Annotated in this window: 16 protein-coding genes, 1 tRNA gene and 1 other RNA gene; 6 read left to right on the top strand and 12 right to left on the bottom strand. The window is 72.4% G+C overall.

Annotation, left to right across the window (positions count from 1 at the left end; translation table 11 throughout):
• Positions 1 to 3 precede the first annotated feature (3 nt).
• Both ABIB37_RS07775 and ffs read right to left on the bottom strand, forming a co-directional pair.
• The gene (locus ABIB37_RS07775) at positions 4 to 2,385 is read right to left on the bottom strand and encodes a DNA polymerase III subunit gamma and tau (protein ID WP_354258855.1); all 2,382 of its coding nucleotides are present in this window, start codon (positions 2,383 to 2,385) and stop codon (positions 4 to 6) included.
• An 84-nt stretch (positions 2,386 to 2,469) separates the two neighbouring features.
• Positions 2,470 to 2,566, bottom strand: an RNA gene (gene ffs, locus ABIB37_RS07770) — signal recognition particle sRNA small type.
• A 56-nt stretch (positions 2,567 to 2,622) separates the two neighbouring features.
• Here ffs and ABIB37_RS07765 point away from each other — a divergent pair.
• Positions 2,623 to 3,402 carry a cytochrome b5-like heme/steroid binding domain-containing protein gene (locus ABIB37_RS07765; RefSeq protein ID WP_354258853.1) on the top strand — a complete coding sequence of 260 codons (780 nt, stop codon included), beginning with the start codon at positions 2,623 to 2,625 and terminating at the stop codon, positions 3,400 to 3,402.
• Between the two features lie 9 nt (positions 3,403 to 3,411).
• On the opposite strand, the gene ABIB37_RS07760 is transcribed toward ABIB37_RS07765, so the two are convergent.
• Complete coding sequence (locus ABIB37_RS07760) at positions 3,412 to 4,599, bottom strand: acetate/propionate family kinase (RefSeq protein WP_354258850.1); 1,188 nt, start codon at positions 4,597 to 4,599, stop codon at positions 3,412 to 3,414.
• Positions 4,596 to 6,704 (bottom strand): phosphate acetyltransferase, encoded by a 2,109-nt coding sequence (gene pta, locus ABIB37_RS07755; RefSeq protein WP_354258847.1) that lies wholly within the window; start codon positions 6,702 to 6,704, stop codon positions 4,596 to 4,598. Before pta ends, ABIB37_RS07760 begins: the two co-directional genes overlap by 4 nt.
• A gap of 146 nt (positions 6,705 to 6,850) precedes the next feature.
• Between pta and ABIB37_RS07750 the strand changes: the two genes are divergently transcribed.
• The 5 genes from ABIB37_RS07750 to ABIB37_RS07730 all read left to right on the top strand — a co-directional run bounded on the left by ABIB37_RS07750 (position 6,851) and on the right by ABIB37_RS07730 (position 13,980).
• The gene (locus tag ABIB37_RS07750; RefSeq protein ID WP_354258844.1) at positions 6,851 to 10,795 is read left to right on the top strand and encodes a cell wall-binding repeat-containing protein; all 3,945 of its coding nucleotides are present in this window, start codon (positions 6,851 to 6,853) and stop codon (positions 10,793 to 10,795) included.
• A gap of 91 nt (positions 10,796 to 10,886) precedes the next feature.
• Positions 10,887 to 10,971, top strand: a tRNA-Ser gene (locus ABIB37_RS07745).
• 191 nt (positions 10,972 to 11,162) lie between these two features.
• Positions 11,163 to 11,522 (top strand): response regulator transcription factor, encoded by a 360-nt coding sequence (locus ABIB37_RS07740; RefSeq protein WP_245989700.1) that lies wholly within the window; start codon positions 11,163 to 11,165, stop codon positions 11,520 to 11,522.
• Entirely contained in the window at positions 11,519 to 12,487 is a 969-nt protein-coding gene (locus ABIB37_RS07735; protein ID WP_354258841.1) for a HEAT repeat domain-containing protein, read from the top strand. Before ABIB37_RS07740 ends, ABIB37_RS07735 begins: the two co-directional genes overlap by 4 nt.
• The gene (locus tag ABIB37_RS07730; RefSeq protein WP_354258838.1) at positions 12,484 to 13,980 is read left to right on the top strand and encodes a glycosyltransferase family 2 protein; all 1,497 of its coding nucleotides are present in this window, start codon (positions 12,484 to 12,486) and stop codon (positions 13,978 to 13,980) included. Before ABIB37_RS07735 ends, ABIB37_RS07730 begins: the two co-directional genes overlap by 4 nt.
• Here ABIB37_RS07730 and ABIB37_RS07725 read toward each other — a convergent pair.
• The 8 genes from ABIB37_RS07725 to mmsA all read right to left on the bottom strand — a co-directional run bounded on the left by ABIB37_RS07725 (position 13,945) and on the right by mmsA (position 23,703).
• A complete protein-coding gene (locus tag ABIB37_RS07725) occupies positions 13,945 to 15,591 on the bottom strand; it encodes a sensor histidine kinase (RefSeq protein WP_354258835.1) in 1,647 nt (548 codons plus the stop codon). The genes ABIB37_RS07730 and ABIB37_RS07725 overlap by 36 nt on opposite strands.
• Positions 15,592 to 15,593: 2 nt before the next feature.
• Complete coding sequence (locus ABIB37_RS07720; protein WP_354258832.1) at positions 15,594 to 17,444, bottom strand: helicase HerA-like domain-containing protein; 1,851 nt, start codon at positions 17,442 to 17,444, stop codon at positions 15,594 to 15,596.
• 73 nt (positions 17,445 to 17,517) lie between these two features.
• Positions 17,518 to 18,738 (bottom strand): multidrug effflux MFS transporter, encoded by a 1,221-nt coding sequence (locus ABIB37_RS07715; protein WP_354258830.1) that lies wholly within the window; start codon positions 18,736 to 18,738, stop codon positions 17,518 to 17,520.
• Positions 18,735 to 19,949 carry an amidohydrolase gene (locus ABIB37_RS07710; RefSeq protein ID WP_354258828.1) on the bottom strand — a complete coding sequence of 405 codons (1,215 nt, stop codon included), beginning with the start codon at positions 19,947 to 19,949 and terminating at the stop codon, positions 18,735 to 18,737. Before ABIB37_RS07710 ends, ABIB37_RS07715 begins: the two co-directional genes overlap by 4 nt.
• Positions 19,950 to 20,031: 82 nt before the next feature.
• Positions 20,032 to 20,445, bottom strand: a complete 414-nt coding sequence (locus ABIB37_RS07705) for an SRPBCC family protein (RefSeq protein WP_354258825.1) — start codon at positions 20,443 to 20,445, stop codon at positions 20,032 to 20,034.
• The gene (locus tag ABIB37_RS07700; protein WP_354258823.1) at positions 20,442 to 20,789 is read right to left on the bottom strand and encodes an ArsR/SmtB family transcription factor; all 348 of its coding nucleotides are present in this window, start codon (positions 20,787 to 20,789) and stop codon (positions 20,442 to 20,444) included. Before ABIB37_RS07700 ends, ABIB37_RS07705 begins: the two co-directional genes overlap by 4 nt.
• 93 nt (positions 20,790 to 20,882) lie before the next feature.
• The gene (mmsB, locus tag ABIB37_RS07695; protein WP_354258821.1) at positions 20,883 to 22,193 is read right to left on the bottom strand and encodes a multiple monosaccharide ABC transporter permease; all 1,311 of its coding nucleotides are present in this window, start codon (positions 22,191 to 22,193) and stop codon (positions 20,883 to 20,885) included.
• Positions 22,177 to 23,703, bottom strand: a complete 1,527-nt coding sequence (gene mmsA, locus ABIB37_RS07690; protein WP_354261566.1) for a multiple monosaccharide ABC transporter ATP-binding protein — start codon at positions 23,701 to 23,703, stop codon at positions 22,177 to 22,179. Before mmsA ends, mmsB begins: the two co-directional genes overlap by 17 nt.
• Positions 23,704 to 23,737 lie beyond the last annotated feature (34 nt).

Below are 23,737 nucleotides of genomic sequence, written 5' to 3'. Positions count from 1 at the left end.
CGCTCAGCGCTCCCCTCGCACCCGCGGGCGCTCCTCGATCAGCTCGGCTCCGAGCTCCTCACGCACGACGGACTCGCCATAGCGCGCGGCCTGCGACGCCGACAGCACCGGCTCCGGCGCGACCGGCTCGCTCGCGCGCGCGGCGCGCATGGGCGAGGGCGCAGCGGGTGCTGCCTCGACCTCGGGCGCGAGCGGCGTGCCCTCCGGCGCATCGGGCGCCGAGACGAAGGAGAACGGGTCGGGCTCCGGCTGGTCGGGCAGCGCCTGCTCGGGCAGGTCCTCGGGCGGCGCCTCGGCGTCGGTCGGGATCACCGCGACGGCCCAGCCGGTCACGGCCGTCGCGGCGGCCGGCTCTGTCGTGCCCTGCCGCGCCGCGGGTGCGGATGCGGTCGCCTTCGGGGCGCGCGCAGCCGCCTGCTGCGTCGATGCGGGCGCGGGCTCGGCCGCCGCAGGCGCCGGCGCGGTGGACGGCGCTGCGGTGGACGGCGCTGCGGTGCGCGGGGCTGCGGTGCGCGACGTGCCGGTGGTCGACGGCGCAGGCGCGGTCGACTGCGCGGGCGCGGCAGCACGAGCGGTCGGCGCTGTCCCCGCCCCTCGGTCGGCGTCGGCGTCGGCGTCGGCGGACGGCTCGCGCGAGCCGCGCGACGACGGCTCGGCACGGGCGACGTACTTCACCTCGATGCCCAGCAGCGACCTGATAGCGGTGCGCAGCAGGTCGGCGATGCTCGGCTTGCCGGCCTGCGACTCGCGGAAGCGCTGCACGTCGGCCTCCGACCGGAAGCTCAGCACGAGCACGTCACCCGGCCGGAGCTCCTTCGGGGTGATCGTCGCCGCCACCATCCACGCCGAGCGGTTCTGGTCGGCGAGCTGCTGGAGCACCTCGTCCCACGCGTCGCGCAGCTGCGCGAAGGCGACGGGTTCGGCGGGCGCGACCTCCGGCGCCGCCTGCGCCGGCTGCGCCGCTCGCGGCTCCCCTGCACCGCTCGTCGACCCCGTCCCGGCCGCCGCACCCGAGCGCTCGGGTGCACGAGCCGGAGCCGGCTCCTCGCGGGCCGGAGCGGGCGCGGAGGCGGCCGCGCGCTGCGGCGTCGGCGCAGGCGCGGAGACGGGTGCGGGCGTCGCCGCGGGCGCGGCGGGCCGCGTCGGCGGCGCTGCGGGCGCGGACGCGGCCCGCGCGGGGGCAGCGGGCTGCACCGACGGCGACGCGGCGGGAGCCGCAGCCGGCACCCCGCCGTCGAGGCGCTGCTCGAGCCGCTCGACGCGCGCGAGCGTGCCCACCTCGGGGTCGCCCGACTCCGGCACGAGCAGTCGCGCGGCCATGAGCTCGAGGTGCAGGCGCGGGCTCGTGGCGCCGGCCATGTCGGTGAGCGCCTTCGCCACGATGTCGGCGGCGCGTGAGAGCTCGGCGCTGCCGAAGCCGCCGGCCTGCTCGACGAGCGTCGCGAGCTCGTCCTCTGGCACGCCGTGCAGGATCGCCGCGGGATCGCTCGCCGCGTGCGCGACGATCAGGTCGCGCAGCCGCTCGAGCAGGTCCTCGACGAAGCGGCGCGGGTCCTGGCCGGACTGCACGACCCGGTCGATCGACGCGAACAGCCGCGGCGCATCCGCCGCCGAGAGCGCCTCGACGATCTCGTCGAGCAGCTCGCCGTGGGTGAAGCCGAGCAGCGCGACGGCGTGCCCGTAGGCGACGCGACCCTCCGACCCGGCGATGAGCTGGTCGAGCAGGCTGAGCGTGTCGCGACCCGAGCCGCCGCCGGCGCGGACGACGAGCGGCAGCACGCCGGGCTCGACCTCGACGCCCTCCTTCGCGCACAGCTGCTGCACGTACTCGAGCATCGGCGCGGGCGCGATGAGCCGGAACGGGTAGTGGTGCGTGCGCGAGCGGATCGTGCCGATGACCTTCTCGGGCTCGGTCGTCGCGAAGATGAACTTGATGTGCTCCGGCGGCTCCTCGACGATCTTCAGCAGCGCGTTGAAGCCGCCGGAGGTCACCATGTGCGCCTCATCGATGATGAAGACCTTGTAGCGGTCGCGGCTCGGCGCGAAGGTGGCGCGCTCGCGCAGGTCGCGTGCGTCGTCGACGCCGCCGTGGCTCGCCGCATCGATCTCGACGACGTCGAGGGAGCCGCCGCCGTCGCGCCCGAGCTCGACGCACGAGTCGCAGACGCCGCAGGGATCGGGCGTCGGACCCTCGGCGCAGTTGAGGCAGCGGGCGAGGATGCGCGCGCTCGTCGTCTTGCCGCAGCCGCGCGGGCCGGAGAAGAGGTAGGCGTGGTTGACGCGGTCGGCACGCAGCGCGGTGCTGAGCGGGTCGGTGACGTGGGACTGCCCGATCAGCTCGGAGAACGACTCCGGTCGATAGCGACGATAGAGGGCAGCGACCATGCGTTCAGGCTACTTCCCGCCGCCCACGCCGGTGGCCGCTTCCGCACACCGGCTCCGATGAGGGGACCACCGACGGGCCGCAAAATGAGGGACTCCCCGCGCACCCGCCAGAGCCCGGTTGCCCTTGCTTCGTCTCCGACCTGGGGGATTTGGCCTGGATGGCGCCACGCGGGGAGCCGGGACCATCGTACCGGGCGAGCGGCCGAGCGCGAAGCCGGCGCCCAGTACGGTTGGCGCATGCTTCCGCCCGCGGCCTCGAGCGGCCCCTTCGACCTCGCGTTCGGCTTGCCCCTGCACCCGCTCGCGGTGCACGTGCCCGTCGTGCTGCTCCCGCTCGGCGCGCTGTCGGTGCTGCTCATGCTCGTCGTGCCCCGCTGGCGCGCGCAGCTCGCGTGGCCGGTCGTCGCGGTGCTCGGCATCGCCGCGGTCGGCTCGCTCGCGGCGAAGCTCTCCGGTGAGGCGCTCGCAGCGCGGGTCGGCGCGCCGGGCCAGCACCAGGAGCTCGGCAACTGGCTCGTCGCGATGGCGTGGATCCTCTTCGCCGCGACGCTCGCGTGGTGGCTGTGGCAGCGCAAGCGCCGCCGGCAGCGCCGCGCGACCGGCGTCACGGGCGTCATCGTCGGGATCGTGCTGGGGACGCTCGCAGCAGCATCCCTCATCGTCACCGTGCTCACGGGCCACACCGGCGCGACGTCGGTCTGGGGCGGCCTGGCTGCGGACGCCGCACCGGCCGCTGCGCCGTCGGCGAGCGCGAGCGCAGGCGGCAGCGAGGGCACCGGGGGCATCTCGATCGGCGAGGTCGCGCAGCACGACGACTCCGCGAGCTGCTGGGTCGCGATCGAGGGCACCGTCTACGACCTCACCGGCTGGATCGCGCAGCACCCGGGCGGGCCCGACCGCATCCTCGGCGTCTGCGGCACCGATGCGACCGACGAGTTCGGCACGCAGCACACCGGCCAGGCGGCACCGGCCGAGCAGCTCAGCCAGTTCGCGATCGGCGAGCTCGCCGATCGCTGATCGCGCGGGTCAGCCGACGAGGTCGGCGACCTGGCGGGCGATCTCGAGCTCCTCGTTCGTCGGCACGACCCACACCTCGATCGCGGAGCCGTCGGCCGAGATGCGGCGCTCCCCGCGCCCAGCGTTGCGCTCGGGATCGAGCACGATGCCGAGCGCCTCGAGGCCTTCGAGGGCGATCTCCCGCACCCGCGCCGCGTTCTCGCCGATGCCGGCGGTGAAGGCGATCGCGTCGGTGCGCCCGAGGTGCGCGAGGTAGGCGCCGACGGTGCCGCGGAGGCGGTGCCCGACCACCTCGAGCGCCTCGACGGCCCGCTCGATGCCCGCGTCCGCGGCCTGCAGCACGTCGCGCATGTCGCCGGTGCCCGTCATGCCGAGCAGCCCGGAGCGCTTGTTGAGCAGCGTGTCGATCTCGTCGATCGAGAGGCCGGCGACCCGGTGGAGGTGGAAGATGACGCCGGGATCGATGTCGCCGGAGCGCGTGCCCATCACGAGCCCGGCGAGCGGCGTCATGCCCATCGACGTCTCGACGCTCCGCCCGCCGCGCACAGCGGTGGCGGAGGCGCCATTGCCGAGGTGCAGCACGATCGTGTTCACGTCGTCGAGCGGCCGGCCGAGCAGCTCGGCCATGCGGCGCGAGACGAACTGGTGGCTCGTGCCGTGGAAGCCGTACTTGCGGATGCGGTGCTCGGCGGCGACCTGCGCCTCGATCGCGTAGCGATGCGCCGCCGGTGGGATCGTGAGGTGGAAGGCGGTGTCGAAGACGGCGACGTGCGGGTAGCCCGGGAAGGTCGCCCTCGCCGAGCGGATGCCCTGCAGGTTGGCCGGGTTGTGCAGCGGCGCGAGCGGGGCGAGGTCCTCGATCTGCTGCTGGACGTCCTCGTCGATGCGCACCGCGCGGTCGAAGCGCGCGCCGCCCTGCACGACGCGGTGCCCGACGCCCAGCAGCTGGGCGCTGTCGAGCGACGGCCCGTGCTGGTCGAACTGCCGCAGCACCCAGCCGAACGCGTGCTCGTGGTCGGGGATGACGCGTCGCTCGACGACCTTCTCGATGCCCGGCGCCTCGTGCTTGGCCTCGCCGGTCGTCTCGCCGATCCGCTCGATGAGGCCGCCCGCGAGCGCTGCGCCCGAGTCGACGTCGACGAGCTGGTACTTCAGGCTCGACGAGCCCGCGTTGATGACGAAGACCGAGCGCGTCATGGTGCGCCGCCCGCGCTGGCCTCTGCCTGCGCCTGGATGGCGGTGATCGCGATCGTGTTCACGATGTCGCTCACGAGCGCACCGCGCGAGAGGTCGTTCACCGGCTTGTTGAGGCCCTGGAGCACCGGCCCGATCGCGAGCGCGCCCGCGGACCGCTGCACGGCCTTGTAGGTGTTGTTGCCGGTGTTGAGATCGGGGAAGACGAAGACGGTCGCCCGCCCCGCCACCTCGGAGTCGGGCATCTTCTTCTGCGCCACCGCCGCATCCGCCGCCGCGTCGTACTGCAGCGGACCCTCGACGAGCAGCTCGGGGGCGCGCTCGCGCACGAGGGCGGTCGCCGCCCGCACGCGGTCGACCTCCGCACCGGTGCCCGACTCGCCGGTCGAGTACGAGAGCATCGCGACGCGCGGCTCGATGCCGAAGTCGCGCGCGGTCTGCGCCGACGAGACGGCGATGTCGGCGAGCTCCTCGACGGTCGGCTCCGGGATGACCGCGCAGTCGCCGTAGACGAGCACGCGGTCCGAGAGCGCCATGAGGAAGACGCTCGAGACGACGGAGACCCCCGGCTTCGTCTTGATCGTCTCGAACGACGGCTTGATCGTGTGCGCGGTCGTGTGCGCCGCACCGGACACCATGCCGTCGGCGTCGCCGGTGTGCACCATGAGCGTGCCGAAGTAGGAGACGTCGAGCAGCCGCTCCATGGCCTGCTCGATCGTGACGCCCTTGTGGGCGCGCAGCCGCTGGTACTCGGCCGCGTAGCGCGGCCGCAGCTCGGCGTCGTCGGTCGCGACGATGCGGGCGTCGGCCAGGTCGAGCCCGAGCGCCGCGGCGCGCTGCCGGATCGCGGCCTCGTCGCCGAGGATCGTCAGCCGCGCGATGCCGCGCGCGAGCACCGTCGACGCGGCCTGCAGGATGCGGTCGTCCTCGCCCTCGGGCAGCACGATGTGGCGCACGTCGGCCCGCGCCCGCTCGATGAGGCTGTGCTCGAAGATGAGCGGCGTGACGACGTCGCTCGTCGCGACCTCGAGCCGCTCGAGGAGCGCGTCGGCGTCGACGTGCTCGTCGAAGAGCGCGAGCGCGGCGTCGCGCTTGCGCTGCGTGCCGTCGATGAGGGAGCCGCGGGTGGTGGCGATGCGCCGCGCGGTCTCGTAGGTGCCGTGCGGGCTGCGGCCGATCGGCAGGTCGAGGTCCAGGCCGTCGAGCAGCCGCTGCACCGCCGGGTGCAGCTCGAAGCCGCCGTTCAGCACGATGCCCGCGATCGACGGGAAGGTGTCGGACTGCTGCGCGAGCAGCGTGCCGACGACGACGTCGGAGCGGTCGCCCGGCATCACGAGGATGCCGCCCTCGATGAGGCGCTCGAGCACGTGCTCCATCGACATGCCCGCGACCACGGTGCCGAGCGACTCCCGCTGCAGCAGCTCGGGGTCGCCGCGGATGAGCTCCGCGTCGGTCGCGCGGAAGAGCGTGCCGACGCTCGGGGCGCTCAGCAGGGCGTCCTCCGGGATCGACCACACCGGCACCTCGGCGGGCACGGCATCCGCGATCGCGGCGGGGATGCCGTCGATCGCATCCGGGTCGGCGCGGTTCACGATCACGCCCGCGATGGACGCGTGCGCCGCGGTGAGCTCCGCCGTCGTCACCTCGGCCAGCTGCCGCAGCTCGTCGGGGGTGCGAGGGGCGTCGGTCTCGGGGTCGTGGCCGCCGAGCACGAGCAGCACCGACGCGCCGAGGTTGGCGGCGACGCGCGCGTTGAAGCCGAGCTCGGTAGGGCTGCCTACGTCGGTGTAGTCGGATCCCACGATCACGATGGCATCGAAGCGCTCGTCGATGCGGTGGTACCGGTCGACGATCGTCGAGAGGGCCGCCTCCGCGTCGTCGTGGACGGCGGCGTAGGTCGTGCCGATCGCCTCGTCGTACTCGAGGTCGACCGCGTCGTGGGCGAGCAGCAGCTCGAGCACGCGGTCCCGTTCCTGCGAGGAGCGGGCGATGGGGCGGAACACGCCGACCCGGCCGACGCGGCGGCTGAGGGCCTCGACGAGCCCCAGCGCGACGATCGACTTGCCGGCATGTCCCTCCGGGGACGCGATCACGATGCGGGTCGGCACGTCCCCCAGGCTAGTGCCCTGTTTCTGCGAGGTCACGAAACGGTAACGCTTCCTCAGCCCCATGTTCACGGACCACAGTCCAGGCATAGGTTCGAGCGCATCCGCCCCCGACGACGGGGGCTTCGTCCTGAACGAAGGATCACCTTGTGAGCACACTGAATTCCAAGCGTGTGCGCCTTCGCAGCGGCATCGCACTCACCACCGCCCTCGCGCTCAGCGCGGGGGCGTCGGTGCTTGGTGCGTCCGCGGCGAGCGCCGCTCCCACGCAACCGCCGATCGACACGAGCGGCTTCGACGCCGGTCGGTACATCGTGGTCCTCGACCAGGACCCGCTCGCCATCTACCGCGGCGGCCTGCCGAACCTGGCTCGCACCGCACCGGTCGGCACGGACGACATCGACCTCGACACGGCCGCGGCCGACGCGTACACCGCGCACCTCGAGACGGAGCAGGCCGCGGTGGCCTCGGAGATCGGCGCGCAGATCGCGGCGAACCTCACCGTCACGATGAACGGGTTCATCGCCGACCTGTCACAGGAGCAGGCGCTCGAGCTCTCGCGTGACTCGCGCGTCTCGCAGATCTTCCCGGACGAGATCCAGCAGATCCAGGCGAGCCCCGCCAACGAGTACCTCGACCTCGAGGGCCTGTGGGAGCAGGTCGGCGGCGTGGACGCCGCTGGAGAGGGCGTCGTCGTCGGCGTGCTCGACACGGGCATCGCCCCCGAGAACCCGCTCTTCGCGGGCGACCCGCTGGGCACGACGCCCGGTGCGGAGCCCTACCTCAACGCGCAGGGCCAGATCGTCTACGAGAAGGGCGACGGCAACACCTTCACCGGCGTCTGCCAGACCGGCGCGCAGTTCGACGCGTCCGACTGCTCGACGAAGATCGTGTCGGCCCGCTACTACGTCGACGGCTTCGGCGCCGAGAACCTCGGCACCGAGACGCAGGTCCCGGGCGAGTACCTCTCGCCGCGCGACGGCGACGCCCACGGCTCGCACACCGCCTCCACGGCGGCCGGCAACGCCGACGTGCCGGTGACGTCGCCCGGCGGCGCCGACCTCGGCACCATGTCGGGCGTCGCGCCCGAGGCGCGCATCGCCGCGTACAAGGTGTGCTGGTCCGGACCCGACCCCGCATCGACCGAGGACGACGGCTGCGCGACGAGCGACTCCGTCCTCGCGATCGAGCAGGCGACGGAGGATGGCGTCGACGTCATCAACTTCTCCATCGGTGGCGGCGCGGCGACCTCGGTCGTCACGGCTGACGACATCGCCTTCCTCGGCGCTGCCGCGGCCGGTGTCTTCGTCTCCGTCTCGGCGGGCAACGACGGCCCCGGTGCCTCGACGCTCGACCACGGCGCCCCCTGGTACACCACGGTGGCCGCGGCCAGCGTGCCGAACTACGAGGCGACCGTCGTCCTCCCGGGCGACGTGCGCATCCCCGGCGGCTCGGTGACGGTGCCGATGGGCGACGACGCTGAGACCGTCAGCGGCGAGTTCATCTACGCGGGCGACATCCCGGCAGCGGGCGTGGACGCGGAGGACGCGGCGCTCTGCCAGATCGACACCCTCGACGAGGCGGCGGCAGCGGGCAAGATCGTGCTCTGCGACCGCGGGGTCAACGCACGCGCCGAGAAGTCGCAGGTCGTCGCAGACGCCGGCGGCATCGCGACGGTGCTCGTCAACGTGACGCCGGGGTCGATCGACCTCGACGACCACGCCGTGCCGACGATCCACGTCGACGCCGAGTACCGCGACGAGCTGCTCGCAGCCGCCGACGGCACCACCGTCATCTCGTTCGAGCCGGGCAACACGTCGGGCATCGAGACGATCGCTCCTGTCGTGGCGGGCTTCTCGTCGCGCGGTCCGGTGCTGGCCGAGGGCAGCGATGTCCTCAAGCCGGACATCACCGCACCGGGCGTCGGCATCATCGCTGCCGGCCCCAACCCGGCTGACGGCGAGCCGAGCTTCGAGTTCCTCTCGGGCACGTCGATGTCGGCGCCCCACGTGGCGGGCCTCGGCGCGATCTACCTGGGTGCGCACCCGAACGCGTCGCCGGCGGAGGTCAAGTCCGCGCTCATGACGACGGCGACCGACACGCGCAACCTCGACGGGACCGTCTCGACGGACCCGTGGGCACAGGGTGCGGGCTTCGTGAACACGCAGTCGATGCTCGACGCGGGCCTGTACTACGAGGCAGGCACGGCCGACTGGTACGGCTACCTCCGCGGGTTGGGCTACATCCTGCCCGACGAGTGGGTGGGCAGCCCGATCGATCCGAGCGACCTCAACCAGGCGTCGATCGCGATCGGCTCGCTGGCAGGCACGCAGACGATCACCCGCTCGGTGACGTCGCTCGAGGCGGGTACGTACACGCCGTCGATCGAGGGCGTGCCCGGCATCGACGTCGAGGTGTCGCCCGCGTCGCTCGCGTTCACGGACGCCGGCCAGACGCTCGACTACACGGTGACGTTCACGACCGCCGGCGCCGAACTCGGCACCTGGTCGTCGGGCTTCCTCACCTGGACGAGCGCCGAGCACACGGTCCGGTCGCCCATCGCGGTGCAGCCGGTCGCCGTCGCGGCGCCCACGTGGGTCGAGGGCATGGGCACGGTCGGCGAGACGCCGATCACCGCGGTCTCCGGCATCGAGGGCTCCATCGGCCTCGAGGCGAACGGCCTCGCGCCGTACGTCCAGCTCGGTGCGGACACCGGCGCCAAGGGCGATTCGTTCGACTACAGCTTCTCCATCCCGGAGGGCGAGCTCGTGCACTACTTCTCGCTCGACGCCGCGGACGACACCACGGATCTCGATCTGTTCGTGTACCGCCTCAACGCGCAGGGTCAGGCGGTCGAGGAGATCGTCGCCGCGACCGGCTCTGCCGACGAGGAGCTGCTCATCGAGGCCCCGCAGGCGGCGAACTACGTCGCCTTCGTGGACGTCTACGCGGTCAACCAGGCCGGCGAGCCCGCGAGCTTCACGCTCGACCACGTCGGTGTCGGCGAGGGCCAGCAGGAGGGCCAGTTCCGCACCGAGCCCACCTCGGTGGACGTGGGGATCGGCGAGGAGTTCACCTACACGGCCAAGTGGAACGGCCTGGACGTGAACTCCGAGTACCTGGGCGTCGTCGAGTACACCGGCACCGACGTCACCACGATCGTGCACGTCACGACCGGTGACGCGACGATGCCTGTGCCCGAGCGGCTCGCAGGCGACGACCGCTATGAGACCGCAGTCGAGGTCTCGCAGCACGGCTACCCGGGCGGCGCTGACGTCGTCTACGTGGCCAGCGGCGAGAACTTCCCCGACGGCCTCGCAGCGGCTCCGGCCGCGGCGCACGAGGGCGGCCCGCTGCTCCTCTCGTCGCGTGCCTCGCTGAACAACGTCGTGATGGAGGAGATCGAGCGACTCGCACCCGAGCGCATCGTCATCGTGGGTGGAGAGCCCACGCTGACGGCCGCGGTCGAGGATGCGCTCGAGCCGCTCGCGGCCGAGGTCGTCCGACTCGCGGGCGCAGACCGGTACGAGACCAGCCGTCTCATCGCCGCCTACGCCTTCGACGCCTCGGGCTCCGCGTTCATGGCCACCGGCCGCGCGTTCCCCGACGCGCTGACGGCGGGCTCTGCTGCCGGCTCGATCGACGCACCGGTCATCCTGGTCGACGGCAAGGCCGGCGGTCTGGACGACGCGACGGTGGCTGAGCTCGACCGACTGGGTGTGCAGAACGCGTACCTGATGGGCGACCAGCAGTCGATGTCGAACGGCATCGAGCTCCAGCTCGACAACGCCGGACTGGCCGTGAACCGCTTCGGCGGCTCCGACCGGTTCGACACGGCCGTGCTCGTCAACCGCGCGATGTTCGACGCACCGGTGCCGGCGATGTACATCGCCAGCGGCGAGAAGTTCCCGGACGCCCTGGCCGCTTCGGCGCTCGCGGCTGCCGAGGGCTCCCCGCTGTACCTGTCGCGCTCGTCCTGCGTGGACTCGGCCGTGGTGACGGAGAGCCTGCGGCTCGACCAGCCGCCGGTGTACCTGCTCGGCGACGAGCAGACGCTGTCGGCCCAGGTCGCGGCGTACGCGATCTGCCCGTAGTGCAGCACTGACGGGAGGGGGCGAGGACTTCGGTCCTCGCCCCCTTCCGCTACCGGGTAGGATCGCAGGGTTGGTCTCTCGGGACCGGCCTGGAGGATTCGCCTAGTGGCCTATGGCGCACGCTTGGAAAGCGTGTTGGGTGCAAGCCCTCGGGGGTTCGAATCCCCCATCCTCCGCCCCGCGACGCATGTCGCGCACGAAGAGCCCTCGGCCCCGCCGGGGGCTCTTCCCGTGCCGGGGGCGACCGATCGGGCGTGGCCATGGCCGCCGGTGTACCGTGAGAGCACCGGTAGAGCAGACTCGTCACGTTGGAGCACCCGATGGGCCCAAGCAGTCCGCGCTCGTTCGGGTGTGCTGGAGCACGCTCGTGAGCAAGCGCATCCTGGTCGTCGACGACGACCGCGACATCCGCGACCTCGTCGCGATCAAGCTCGAGTCCGCGGGGCTCGAGGTCGAGACGCGCGCCGACGGCTCCGAGGCCCTGCAGGCCGCGAGCGAGGGCGACTGGTCGGTCATCGTGCTCGACGTCATGATGCCCGGGATGTCGGGGATCGACGTGCTGCGCCTCATCCGCGACCGCGGCGACCGGACACCGGTGATCCTGCTCACCGCTCGGGGCCAGGAGAAGGACATCGAGGCGGGGTTCGCTGCCGGCGCGGACCACTACGTGACGAAGCCGTTCAGCCCGAGGGCGCTGCTCGCTCGTGTGACCGCCGCGCTGGGATGACCACGCTGCTGCCGCCATCGCTGCTGTGGTGGCTGCTCGCCATCGCGTCGCTCGTCGTGGTCGGCATGCTCATCAGCCTCGTCACGCAGCGGCTCGTGCGCCATCGTCGTGAGCGACGGCGCGCCGAGCTCGACGAGCGCCTGCGACCGCTCGTGCTCGAGGCGTCGATCGCCGAGGACGACGAGGTCGACGCGCTGCTCGCCCGCGTGCGCGCGCTCGACGCCGAGGAGCGGGCGCACGTGGGCCGCACGGTGTCGCTCATGCTGCGCGGCATCACCGGCGAGGCCGCCGACCGGCTGCGCGCCGTCGCCGACGCCAGCGGCCTCGCACCGCGCGTCATCGCGGCCGCGCACCACCGCGACCCCGTGATCCGGGCCGACGTCGCCGAGGCCCTCGGGCTGCTCGCGCCGGACGGCGCGCTCGCGCTGCTGCTCGAGCTGGCGGACGACCCCTCCACCGACGTCCGCACGGTCGCGATCCGCGCCCTCGGCGCCTTCGACGAGCCCGCCGCGATCGACCGCGTCGTGGCGGCGCTCGCCGAGGGCAGCGGCGTCCCGACGAGCGTCGCGGCATCGGCGCTGCTGCAGCAGGGCGGCGCGGTCGGTGACCGCGTGCGGCTCGCGCTCGAGGACGACGACCCGGGCGTGCGCCGCGGCGCCGCGCGCGTCGCCGGCCTGCTGCAGGCATCCGGCACCGCCGACGCGCTCGCCCGCCTGGTGGCCGACGAGCACGAGTCGGTGCGGCTCGCCGCGATGCGGTCGCTCGAGCGGATGCCCGTGCGCGCCGCGGTGCCGGCGCTCCGGTCGGCCGCCCTCGACGGCGGCACGGTCGGCGAGGCGGCTGCCCGGGCGCTCGTCGCGATGCCCCGCAGCTGGACCGCCGACGCGCTCGCCGAGATCGCTGCCGAGGCGCAGCTCGGCGTGCGGCGCGCAGCCGGGCTCCCGAGGGCGGAGGCGCGCGCGTGAGCTGGCTGCACGACACCCTCGAGGCGATCTTCGCCGTCATCGCGTGGCCGGCGGCGGCGTACTTCATCCTCGCGAACACCTCGATGCTGCTGCTCGTGCTGCTCGCCGCTCGGCACTTCGCCCGCTACCTGCGCCGCAGCGAGCACCGCGGCGAGGACGCCATGGCCGCGTCGCCGCTCAGCCTCGGCGTGAGCGTGATCGTGCCGGCCTACAACGAGGCCGCCGTCATCCTCACGAGCGTCCGCTCCGTGCTCGACCTCCGGTACCCCGACCACGAGGTCATCGTCGTCAACGACGGCAGCAAGGACGACACGATGCGCCTCCTCAAGGAGGGGTTCGGGCTCGTGCCCGACGAGCGCGACGTCCCGGGACGCATCCCCGTGCGCGGCGCGCTGCGCGGCGTGTGGCGCTCCCCCGACCCGGCCGTGCCGCTGCTCGTCGTCGATAAGGAGAACTCCGGGCGCTCCGACTCCGTCAACCTCGGCCTCGACCTCGCGAGCAAGGAGCTCGTGGTGATGGTCGACGCCGACTCGATCCTGGAGCCCGACGCGCTGCTGTCGGTGTCGAAGCCGTTCGCCGACGACCCGGAGCGCGTCGTCGCCACCGGCGGCGTCGTGCGCATCGTCAACAACAGCCGCGTGCAGGCGGGGCGCATCGTCGACATCCGCATGCCCAAGGAGCTCATCACCCGCATCCAGGTGGTCGAGTACCTGCGCGCCTTCCTGCTGGGGCGCACCGCCTGGTCGGACCTCAACGCGCTCATCCTCATCTCGGGCGCCTTCGGCATGTTCCGCCGCGACGTGCTCATCGCCGTGGGCGGCCTCGACGCCGACTCGATCGGCGAGGACTTCGAGCTCGTCATGCGCATCCAGCGCTGGATCCGCCACGGCCATCGCGAGTCCCGGGTCGAGTTCGTGGCCGAGCCGGTCAGCTGGACCGAGGCGCCCTCGACGCTCAAGGTGCTCGCGCGGCAGCGGCGGCGCTGGCATCGCGGGCTCTGGGAGGTGCTGTGGAAGTACCGCAGCATGCTCCTGAACCCCCGCTACGGCCGCGTCGGCATGCTGGCGCTCCCCTACTACTGGCTCTTCGAGCTGTTCGCGCCGCTCATCGAGCTCGTGGGCATCGTGCTCGTCGTGCTCGGGCTGCTCGTCGGCGCCGTCCACCCCGGGATGGCGCTGCTGCTGCTGATCGTCGCCTACGTCTACGGCACCATCGTCACGCTCGCCGCGGTCGTCGTCGAGGAGGCGAGCTTCCACCGCTACGAGCGCTGGCGCGACATGGGCACGACGCTCTGGGCGGTCGTCGCCGAGAGCCTCGGCTACCGCCAGCTCACCGCGATCTGGCGCATCCAGGGCTGGTGGGCCGGCCTCACCAACCGCACGCAGGTGTGGGGCGAGATGACCCGCACCGGCTTCGCCGGCGCCTCGGATGCACCGGACGCGGTCATGCCCGGCGCATCAGCGACCGGCGGGCAGCCGGACCGTCGCGACTGAACCGGCGCCGACCTCGCTGTCGAACGCGATCGCGCCGCCGTGCGCCTGCGCGATCATCCGGCAGATCCAGAGGCCGAGGCCGGCACCCTGCACCCCCGAGGCTCGCGCGGCGGACGAGCGGTAGAAGCGCTCGAAGACGCGGGCCGCCTCGTCGGGCGCGACACCGGGTCCGTCGTCGCTCACCTGCAGCAGCGCGTCGGTGCCCTCTGTGCCGACCCGCACCTCGACGAAGCCGTCGTCGCTCGTGTACTTGATGCCGTTCGAGATGAGGTTCTCGACCACCTGGCTCACGCGGCGCGCGTCCGCGACGAGCGGCACGGGCGGCCCGTCGACGAGCCGCAGCTCGACGCCGCGGTTCCGCGCCCGGTGGGCGAGGGTCGCGACGGCGTCCTGGGCGACCGAGCGCAGGTCGGTCTCGCCAGGCTCGAGGTGCAGCTCGCCGCGGCTCATCTCGCCGACGATCAGCAGGTCCTCCACGAGCGTGCGCAGGCGCGTGCTGTTCCGCTCCACGATCTTCAGCCAGGAGCGGAGCTGCTCCGACATGTCCTCGTCGATCGCCAGCTCGATGTACCCGGCGATCGAGGTGAGCGGGGTGCGCAGCTCGTGCGAGATGAGCGCGACGAAGTCGTCGCGGTCCTCGAGCATGCGCATGTAGGCCGTCACGTCGTCGACCGACGCGATCGACCCGCGGAACTCACCGTCGACCATGAGCGGCCGCGACGACACCGTCACGGCGAACATGTCGTGGCCCGGGCGCGCGATCCAGAAGCGGCTGTTGTCGAACGACTCGCCGCGCGCGGCCCGCAGGAACGGCATCGCCCCGTACGGGATCGGCTGCCGGGACTCCAGGTCGAGGAAGCTCGCGCCGTCGAGCACGTGCTCGAGGTCGGTGCCGTCGAGCGCGGGGTGGCCGCTCAGCGTCGGGTTGATGCGCACGACGCCGCCGTCGGCGTCGAGCAGCATGAGGCCGACGCGCGCGGTGTCGAAGATGTTGTCGAGCAGCACGCCGTCGGCGACGAGCTGGCGCGCCATCTCGGTCTTCTCGCGCTCCCGCTCGAGGAGGGTGAGCTGCTGCTGCTCGATCCTGCCGGTGTAGCTGTCGGCGAAGTAGGCGGCGGCGACGAGCGCGAGCGGCACGAGCACGGCACCGACCGCGTTCGCCGTGAGGGTCGTGCCCGTCGACGCTCCGATCCGCAGCGCCATCGCGATGCCCATCGCGACGCCGCCGGCGGCGACGATCACGAGGCCGAGCCGGCGAGCGACGAAGCCGAGCCAGAACGCCGGCACGACCGCGAGCATCGCCACGATGCGCGGCACCTCCGCGTCGCCGAGCAGCAGCATGATGACGAGGAGGTCGAGCGCCGGCACGAGCACCGGCATCCAGGGCGCGTCGTAGAGCGGCCCCTGCCCGAGCAGGGCGACGCCGGTCGCCACCGCGACCGCGATGACGCTCGCCCACAGCCACGGCCCGTCCCAGACGCCGGGTGCGACGACGGTGAGCACGATCAGCACGAGCGCGAGCACCGCGAGGGACAGCAGCTGCCCGCGCAGCGTCTCGGTCAGGGCGGCGAGGCCGCGCGGTCGCTCGCGAGCCTCGAGGCTCTCGGTCACGCTCACCGGCGCCGGTTGCCGAACACGCCGCGCACGATCTCGCGGATGAGCGACTGGCCGGTGCGCGACCCGATGAAGTCGGTCACGACGTTGCCGCCGGCGCGCTCGCCGGAGGATCGGCCGGTCGAGCGGCCCCGCTGCGCCTCCTTCTCGAGGCGCTGCGCCTCCTTCTCGAGCCGCTGCGCCTCCTGCTCGGCCGCCTCGCGAGCGGCCTCGTCCTGCTCGGCGCGCTGCGCCGACGCGAGCCGCGCCTGCAGCAGCTCGTACGCCGACTCGCGGTCGACCGCCTGCCCGTAGGTCGCCGACAGCGGCGACGCCTGGACGCTCTGCTGCATCGCGACAACCGGGGTCGGCTCCATCGAGCCCTGCGGCGCCCGCAGGCGCGTCCAGGCGACCGGGGTGGGCGCGCCGCGCTCGTCCATCACCGTGACGATCGCCTCACCGATGCCGAGGCTCGTGAGGACCTCCTCGAGGTCGTACCCGCTGCGCGGGTAGGTCCGCACCGTCTGCCGCAGCGCCGTCGCGTCGTCGGGCGTGTGCGCGCGCAGCTGGTGCTGCACGCGCGAGCCGAGCTGCGCGAGCACGTCGGAGGGCACGTCCTTGGGCGTCTGGGTGACGAAGAAGATGCCGACGCCCTTCGAGCGGATGAGCCGCACCGTCTGGGTGATGGCCGTGAGGAAGTCCTTCGATGCGTCTTGGAAGAGCAGGTGCGCCTCGTCGAAGAAGAAGACCAGCTTCGGCCGCTCGATGTCGCCCACCTCGGGCAGGTCCTCGAAGAGGTCGGCGAGCAGCCACATGAGGAAGGTCGAGAAGAGCGTCGGGCGGCTGGCCACGTCCGGCAGCTCCAGCAGGCTGATGACGCCCCGGCCGTCCGGCGTCGTGCGCATGAGCGCGCGGGTGTCGAGCTCGGGCTCGCCGAAGAACACGTCGGCGCCCTGCTCGCTGAACGCGGTGATCTCGCGCAGGATGACGCCGGCGGTCTGCGTCGAGATGCCGCCGAGGCGCTTGAGGTCCGCCTTTCCCTCGTCGCCCGTGAGCCACAGCAGCAGCTCGCGCAGGTCCTTGAGGTCGACGAGGGGCAGCCGCTGCTCGTCGGCGTAGGCGAAGACGATGCCGAGGCTCGACTCCTGGGTGTCGTTGAGGCCCAGCACCTTCGCGAGCAGCGTCGGTCCGAACGACAGCACGGTCGCGCGCACCGGCACGCCGGTGCCCTGGCCACCGAGCGCGAAGTACTCGACCGGGAAGGCGGCGCCCTCCCACGCCTGGCCGATGCCGGCCGTGCGCGCGAGCAGCTTCTCGCTCGACGCACCCGCCGTCGCGACGCCGGAGAGGTCGCCCTTGATGTCGGCCGCGAAGACGGGCACGCCGGCAGCGGAGAGCTGCTCCGCGAGCACCTGCAGCGTCTTGGTCTTGCCCGTGCCGGTCGCGCCGGCGATCAGGCCGTGCCGATTGACCATCGCGAGCGGGATGCGCACCTGCGTCGCCGCGTCGGGCTCGCCGTTGACGAGCGCACCGATCTCGAGCACGGGACCCGTGAAGGCGTAGCCGGCGCGCACGGCGGCCACCTCGTCGACGCTGAGCGGGCCGGCGGTGGCCGCGGGCTCGACGCGGTCGCCGGGCTCCGACGGGTGCTCCGGGTCGGCAGGCGCGGTCTCTGCCTCGGGCGCCTGCGTGTACGACTCCGCGACGGGCGGCGCGCCCTCGGGCGTCGCCTCGTCGGCCGCGGACGGCGGGGTGTCGATCCTCGAGCGCGTCTCGCCCGCCTGCAGCTCCGCAAGGCGGGCCGCGGCGGCGGCCTGCGCCTGCCGAGCCGCCTCGAGTTCGGCCTGGGCCTTCGCCAGCTCGTCGGTCATGTCGCCATCCTAGGTCTCGACCGCACGGCGCCCAGGAGCGCCGCGGTCGCGGCGCGCGAGCCCGCGCGCACGCTCACGCGATCGGCTGCACCTGCCGCGGGCGCACGACGAGCCACAGCGAGCAGGTCGCGAGGATCCCGCACAGCAGCATCACGACGCCCATCGGGATGGCGTTCTCGATGCGGAAGAGCCCGACGATCGGGCTCACGAGCCCGGCGATCGACATGTTGAGCGCGCCGAGGAGCGACGCCGCGGTGCCGGCCTCCTGGCCGTGGTTCGCGAGCGCGAGCGACTGCACGCACGGCATCGAGAGGCCGAACGCGAAGGCGAAGACGGCGAGCGGCGGCACCAGGCCGACGATGCCGAGCCCGGCGAGGTCGAGCAGGATGATGGCCGATGCACCCACGATGAGCAGCGACGTCGACACCGCGAGCACCCACTGCGCACCCCAGCGGTTCGCCGCGCGGCCCGCGGTCTGCGTGCCGATGAGCACCGCGACCGAGCAGAGCGCGAAGATGAGGCCGAACTCCTCCGGCGAGAAGCCGTAGACCTCCTGCAGCAGCAGCGACGAGGTGGAGAGGTAGGCGAACATGCCGCCGAAGATGCTCGCGCCGATGATCGCGACGCCGACGAAGACGCGGTCGCCCAGCACGGCGCGGTAGCGCTGCCGGAGCGTGGAGTGCCCGGGCTCCTGCCGCAGGTGCGGCGGCAGCGTCTCGCGCAGGAAGAGCAGCTGCAGCACGATGACGAGCACCGCGTAGCCCGCGAGCACCCAGAAGAGCCCTCGCCAGTCGAGCAGGCCGAGGAGCCACGAGCCGAGCACTGGTGCCGCGATCGGCGCGATGCCGATCACGAGCGCGAGGCGCGAGAGCGCGGTCACGAGCCGGGAGCCGCTGAACAGGTCGCGCACCATCGCCATGGCGACCACCGTGCCGGCCGCCGCGCCGAAGCCCTGCAGCACGCGCAGCAGCATGAGCGTCGTGACGTCGGGCGCGATCGCGACGCCGACGCTCGCGAGCACGTGGACGGTCGTGGCGATGAGCAGCGGCCGTCGGCGCCCGATGCGGTCGGAGAGCGGCCCGACCACGAGCTGGCCGAGCGCGAAGCCGATCGTGGTGGCCGACAGCGTGAGCTGCACGACCGCATCCGTCGTCGCGAACTCCTCCTTCACCGCCGGGAACGCCGGCAGGTAGAGGTCGATCGTGAACGGCCCCAGCCCGGCGAGCAGCCCGAGCACGAGCAGGGTGGTGAAGCGACGGCTGGGGCTCAGCGCGTCTCCGGGGTGCCCCGTCACGCGGACAGCGCCAGGGGCACCTCGTCGCGCGACGCGATGCGCTCGTCGCCGGTGGCGGCGTCGTGCTCGAAGACGACGCGGCCGTCGATGAGCACCGTGCGGGGTCGCGCCATCGGGTCCATCCAGTCGCCGCCCCAGACGACGACGTCGGCGCGCTTGCCGACCTCGAGCGAGCCGACCTCCGCGGCGACGCCGAGCGCCTTCGCCGGGTTGATGGTGATCGCGCGCAGCGCTGTCTCGCGGTCGAGGCCCTCGCGGACCGCGAGGGATGCCTGGTGGACGAGGAACGAGATGGGGATCACCGGGTGGTCGGTGATGAGCGACAGCTCGACGCCGGCCCTCGCGAGCTTGCCGGGGTTCGCGATCGAGCGCTTGCGCAGCTCCATCTTCGACTTCGTGGTGAAGAGCGGCCCGATGAGCACCGGCACGCCGCGCTCGGCGAGCAGGTCGGCGACGATGTGCGCCTCGGTGCCGTGGTCGATGATGAGGTCGTAGCCGAACTCCGCCTGCAGCCGCAGGGCCGTGACGATGTCGTCAGCGCGGTGCGCGTGCTGGCGCCACGGGATCTCGCGGCGCAGCACCTTGCCGAGCGCCTCCATGGTGAGATCGACGTCCTGCTGGCTGCCCTTGTCGGGGTCGGCGAGCCTGCGCTGGTAGTTCTGCGCGGCGACGAACGCGTCGCGCAGGATCTTGGCCGTGCCCATCCGCGTCGAGGGCATGACCTTCTTGTCGCCGTAGACGCGCTTCGGGTTCTCGCCGAGCGCGCTCTTGATGCCCGCGGGCTCGCGCAGCACCATGTGGTCGACGATCCGGCCGTGCGTGTGGAGGGTGACCGCCTGGCCGCCGATCGGGTTGCCCGATCCGGGGTTGACGTTCACCGTCGTCACGCCGCCGGCGAGCGCGAGGTCGAAGCCCTCGTCGAAGGGGTCGATCGCGTCGAGCGCGCGCACCCCCGCCGTGTTGGGGTTCGTCATCTCGTTCGTGTCGCTCGCGGTGGGACCGTCGCCCTCGGGGTGCACGCCGAGGTGCACGTGTGCGTCGACGAGGCCGGGCGTGACCTGAGCGCCCGCGGCGTCGAGCACCTCGGCGCCCTCCGGGACGGCGACGTCGGCGCCCAGCTCGGCGATCCGGCCGTCGCGCACGACGATCGTGCCGTCGAACTCCTGGCCCTCGACCGGGATGACCTTGGCGTTGACGATGGCGAGCAGCATGCGTTCCCTCTTCGTGTCAGACTTCCTCCGACCAGCCTACCTCCTTAGCCGGACGAACGACTTCTGCGCCGACGAGCGGCGATCAGGCCGACTGCGGCAGCTCGGCGAGCGTGTCGCGCCAGCCGAGCTCGTAGTCCGCGGCCCCCGCCGCATCCGTCTCGTGCACGACGGTCACGGCGGTGCCCCCCGCCGCATCCGCGAACCGGACCGTCACGGTGTCGAGCGCCTCGCCCTCGACGCCGTCGTTGATCCAGCGCCACGTGAAGACGAGCAGCTCGAGCGGCTCGACCTCGAGGTACTCCCCCGTGACGCCGAAGCCGGCGTCGACGCTCTCGAACCGGTAGGCGCCGCCGACCCGCGCATCCGCCGCGATCGTCGTGCCGGGGATGCGATGCCACCACCATCGCGCGATGCGCTCGGGGTCGGTCCACGCGGCCCATGCGGTCTCGCGCGGCGCCGCCACCTGCTGCGTCAGCTCGATCTGCGTCTCGGTCATGGCTGCTCCTCCTGGTCTGCGGCCGCGGGCTGCGACTCAACGTGGGCGGCGAAGTCGGCCAGCTGCGCGCGCCACATCGCGCGCACGCCCGTCGCCCAGTCGGCGAGCAGGTCGAGCCCGCCCGGCTCGAGCGTGACGATCGCGTGCCGGCCGGCCCTGCGCTTGCGCGCGAGCCCCGCCGCCTCGAGCACGCGCACGTGCTTGTCGATCGCCGGCAGCGTCACGCCGATGACGGCCGCGAGCTCGCTCATCGTCGCCGGGCCCTCCGCGAGCCGGCCGACGAGCAGCCGCCGCGGCGCGGACGCGATCGCGTGCGCGACCCCGTCGACCGATGACTTCACCATGTGGTGAAGTGTATGAGCGCGTCGCGTGAGCCGCAAGCCCCACGCACGACGACGGCCCCGGGCATCCGCCCGGGGCCGCCGCAGTGCCGCTCGTCAGCCGAGCGAGCGCGCGCGCCGCTTGTTGTAGACGTCGAACGCGACGGCCAGCAGCAGGACCATGCCCTTGATGAACTGCTGGTAGTCGGTCGAGACGCCCATGAGCGACATGCCGTTGTTGAGCACACCCATGATGAGACCACCGGTGATCGCGCCGACCACGGTGCCGATGCCGCCCTGGACGGCCGCGCCGCCGATGAACGCCGCGGCGATCGCGTCGAGCTCGAACAGGTTGCCGGCGCCGGGGCCTGCGGAGTTCAGGCGACCGGTGAACACGATGCCCGCGAGCGCCGCCAGCATGCCCATGTTCACGAACAGCATGAAGTCGATGCGCTTCGAGCGGATGCCCGACAGGTCGGCCGCGTGCCGGTTGCCACCGACCGCGTAGATGTGGCGGCCGAAGCGGGTGCGCTGCATCACGACCGAGTAGGCCACGATGAGCGCGCCGAGCACGATGAGCACGATCGGCGTGCCGCGCGAACCCTCGGCGATGCCGAGCAGGTAGGTCAGCAGCACGATCAGCAGCGCGCCGAAGCCGGTGCGGGTCCAGAACCACCACGCCGGCTCGCCCTCGACGCCGAGCTTGACGCGCTTGCCGCGACCGCGCAGCTGCGAGCCGACGAACAGCACGAGCGTCAGCAGGCCGAGGCCGACCGTGATCCACTCCGCCGGGCTCGTCGATGCCGGGAAGAGCTGCGGGAACAGGTAGCCGCCGCCGAGCTGCCGGTACTCGGCCGGGAACGGGGTGATCTGCGTGTTCGACAGGGTGATCTGCGTGAGGCCGCGGAAGATGAGCATGCCCGCGAGCGTCACGATGAACGCCGGTATCCCCACCACCGCCACCCAGAAGCCCTGCCAGGCGCCGACGACCGCGCCGAGCACGATGCCGACGACGATGGCGAGCCACCACGGCCATCCCCACTGCACGACCATCACGCCGGTCGCGGCGCCCACGAAGGCGGCGACCGAGCCGACCGAGAGGTCGATGTGCCCGGCGATGATGATCATCACCATGCCGATCGCGAGGATCAGGATGTAGCTGTTCTGGACGATGATGTTGGCGACGTTGCCCGCGGTGAGCAGGCGGCCGCCGGTGAGGCCCTGGAACAGCAGCACGATCACCACGAGGGCGATGAAGATGCCGATCTGCTGCACGCGCGAGAGCAGGAACGAGCCTGCGGTGCGCAGCGGCGAGGGGCTCAGGTCGCGGCCCGCGTCGCCGCGGGGCGCACGCCGGCCGGCGCCGCCCTGTGCCGGCGAGCCGCCGGTCGACGTGCCCTGGGTCGACGTGTCATTGGGCGAGGACATGGTCCGCCTCCTTCTCCTGGGTCATGCGCTGCATGAGCGCCTCTGGCGTCGCCTGGGCGATCGGGAACTCACCCGTCATGCGGCCCTCCGACAGCGTGTAGATGCGGTCGCAGATGCCGAGCAGCTCGGGGAGCTCGGACGAGATGACGATCACCGCCTTCCCGGCGGCGGCGAGCTGGTTGATGATCGTGTAGATCTCGTACTTGGCGCCCACGTCGATGCCGCGGGTGGGCTCGTCGAGGATGAGCACCTCCGGGTCGGTGAAGAGCCACTTCGACAGCACGACCTTCTGCTGGTTGCCGCCCGAGAGCTTGCCGACGACCGCGTTCACGGTCGGCGTCTTGATGCGCATGCTCTTGCGGTAGCCCTCGGCGACGATGATCTCCTGCTCCCCGTCGACGAGCACGCGCTTCACGAGCTTGTCGAGGGCGGCGGCGGAGATGTTGCGCTTGATGTCCTCGATGAGGTTGAGGCCGTACATCTTGCGGTCCTCGGTCGCGTACGCGAGGCCGGCGCGGATGGCGGCCGGCACGGTGCGCACGTCGATCGGCTTGCCGTGCAGGTAGGCGGTGCCGGTGATGTGCGAGCCGTAGGAGCGCCCGAAGACGCTCATCGCGAGCTCGGTGCGGCCCGCGCCCATGAGGCCGGCGATGCCGACGACCTCGCCGGCGCGCACGGACAGGTTCGCGTCGTGGATCATCACGCGGTTGGCCTCGGTCGGGTGGTGCACCCGCCAGTCCTCGATGCGGAAGACCTCGTCGCCGATCGTCACGTCCCGGTCGGGGTAGCGCGACTCGAGGTCGCGGCCCACCATGCCCTTGATGATGCGGTCCTCGGTCACGTCGTGGGTCACGAGCGTCTCGATCGTCCGGCCGTCGCGGATGACCGTGACCTTGTCGGCGATCGCCTTGATCTCGTTCAGCTTGTGGCTGATGATGATCGACGTGATGCCCTGCTGCTGCAGGTGGCGGATGAGGTCGAGCAGGTGGGCGGAGTCCTCGTCGTTGAGCGCCGCGGTGGGCTCGTCGAGGATCAGCAGCTTCACGTCCTTGGAGAGCGCCTTCGCGATCTCGACGAGCTGCTGCTTGCCGACGCCGACCTCGTTGGCGCGCACGGCCGGGTTGTCGCCCAGGCCGACGCGCGCGAGCAGCTTCTGGGCCTCGGTGTTCGTCGCGTGCCAGTCGATGAGGCCGCCGCGGCCGACCCGCTCGTTGCCGAGGAAGATGTTCTCGGCGAGCGACAGGTGGGGGCTGAGCGCGAGCTCCTGGTGGATGATCACGATGCCCTTGTGCTCCGAGTCGCTGATCGACCGGAACTGCACCGGCTCCGCCTCGAACACGATCTCGCCGTCGTAGGTGCCGTGCGGGTACACGCCCGACAGCACCTTCATGAGCGTCGACTTGCCCGCGCCGTTCTCGCCGCAGATCGCGTGGACCTCACCGCGCTCGACGGTGAGGTTGACGTCGGAGAGGGCCTTGACGCCCGGGAACTCCTTGGTGATGCCGCGCATCTCGAGGATCGCCGTCACAGCGCCCCTCCTTCCG

The sequence above is a fragment of the Agrococcus sp. UYP10 genome (genome assembly GCF_040547205.1).
In the GTDB taxonomy this organism is placed as follows: Bacteria; Actinomycetota; Actinomycetes; order Actinomycetales; family Microbacteriaceae; genus Agrococcus; species Agrococcus jenensis.
Note: the sequence above shows the minus strand (reverse complement) of the source record. Positions and strands in the feature narration are given on the sequence as shown.

Coding starts and splice junctions, on each gene's coding strand:
- ABIB37_RS07760 (WP_354258850.1), bottom strand. CDS start 4,599: ATGACGCGCTCGGTCTTCGTCATCAACGCGGGCTCGTCGAGCCTGAAG.
- ABIB37_RS07710 (WP_354258828.1), bottom strand. CDS start 19,949: ATGCTGCTCGCCATCGTCAACGCCAAGGTCATCCCGGTCGAGGGCCAG.
- ABIB37_RS07720 (WP_354258832.1), bottom strand. CDS start 17,444: ATGACCGACGAGCTGGCGAAGGCCCAGGCCGAACTCGAGGCGGCTCGG.
- ABIB37_RS07775 (WP_354258855.1), bottom strand. CDS start 2,385: ATGGTCGCTGCCCTCTATCGTCGCTATCGACCGGAGTCGTTCTCCGAG.
- ABIB37_RS07700 (WP_354258823.1), bottom strand. CDS start 20,789: ATGGTGAAGTCATCGGTCGACGGGGTCGCGCACGCGATCGCGTCCGCG.
- ABIB37_RS07765 (WP_354258853.1), top strand. CDS start 2,623: ATGCTTCCGCCCGCGGCCTCGAGCGGCCCCTTCGACCTCGCGTTCGGC.
- ABIB37_RS07735 (WP_354258841.1), top strand. CDS start 11,519: ATGACCACGCTGCTGCCGCCATCGCTGCTGTGGTGGCTGCTCGCCATC.
- ABIB37_RS07705 (WP_354258825.1), bottom strand. CDS start 20,445: ATGACCGAGACGCAGATCGAGCTGACGCAGCAGGTGGCGGCGCCGCGC.
- mmsB (WP_354258821.1), bottom strand. CDS start 22,193: ATGTCCTCGCCCAATGACACGTCGACCCAGGGCACGTCGACCGGCGGC.
- mmsA (WP_354261566.1), bottom strand. CDS start 23,703: ATGCGCGGCATCACCAAGGAGTTCCCGGGCGTCAAGGCCCTCTCCGAC.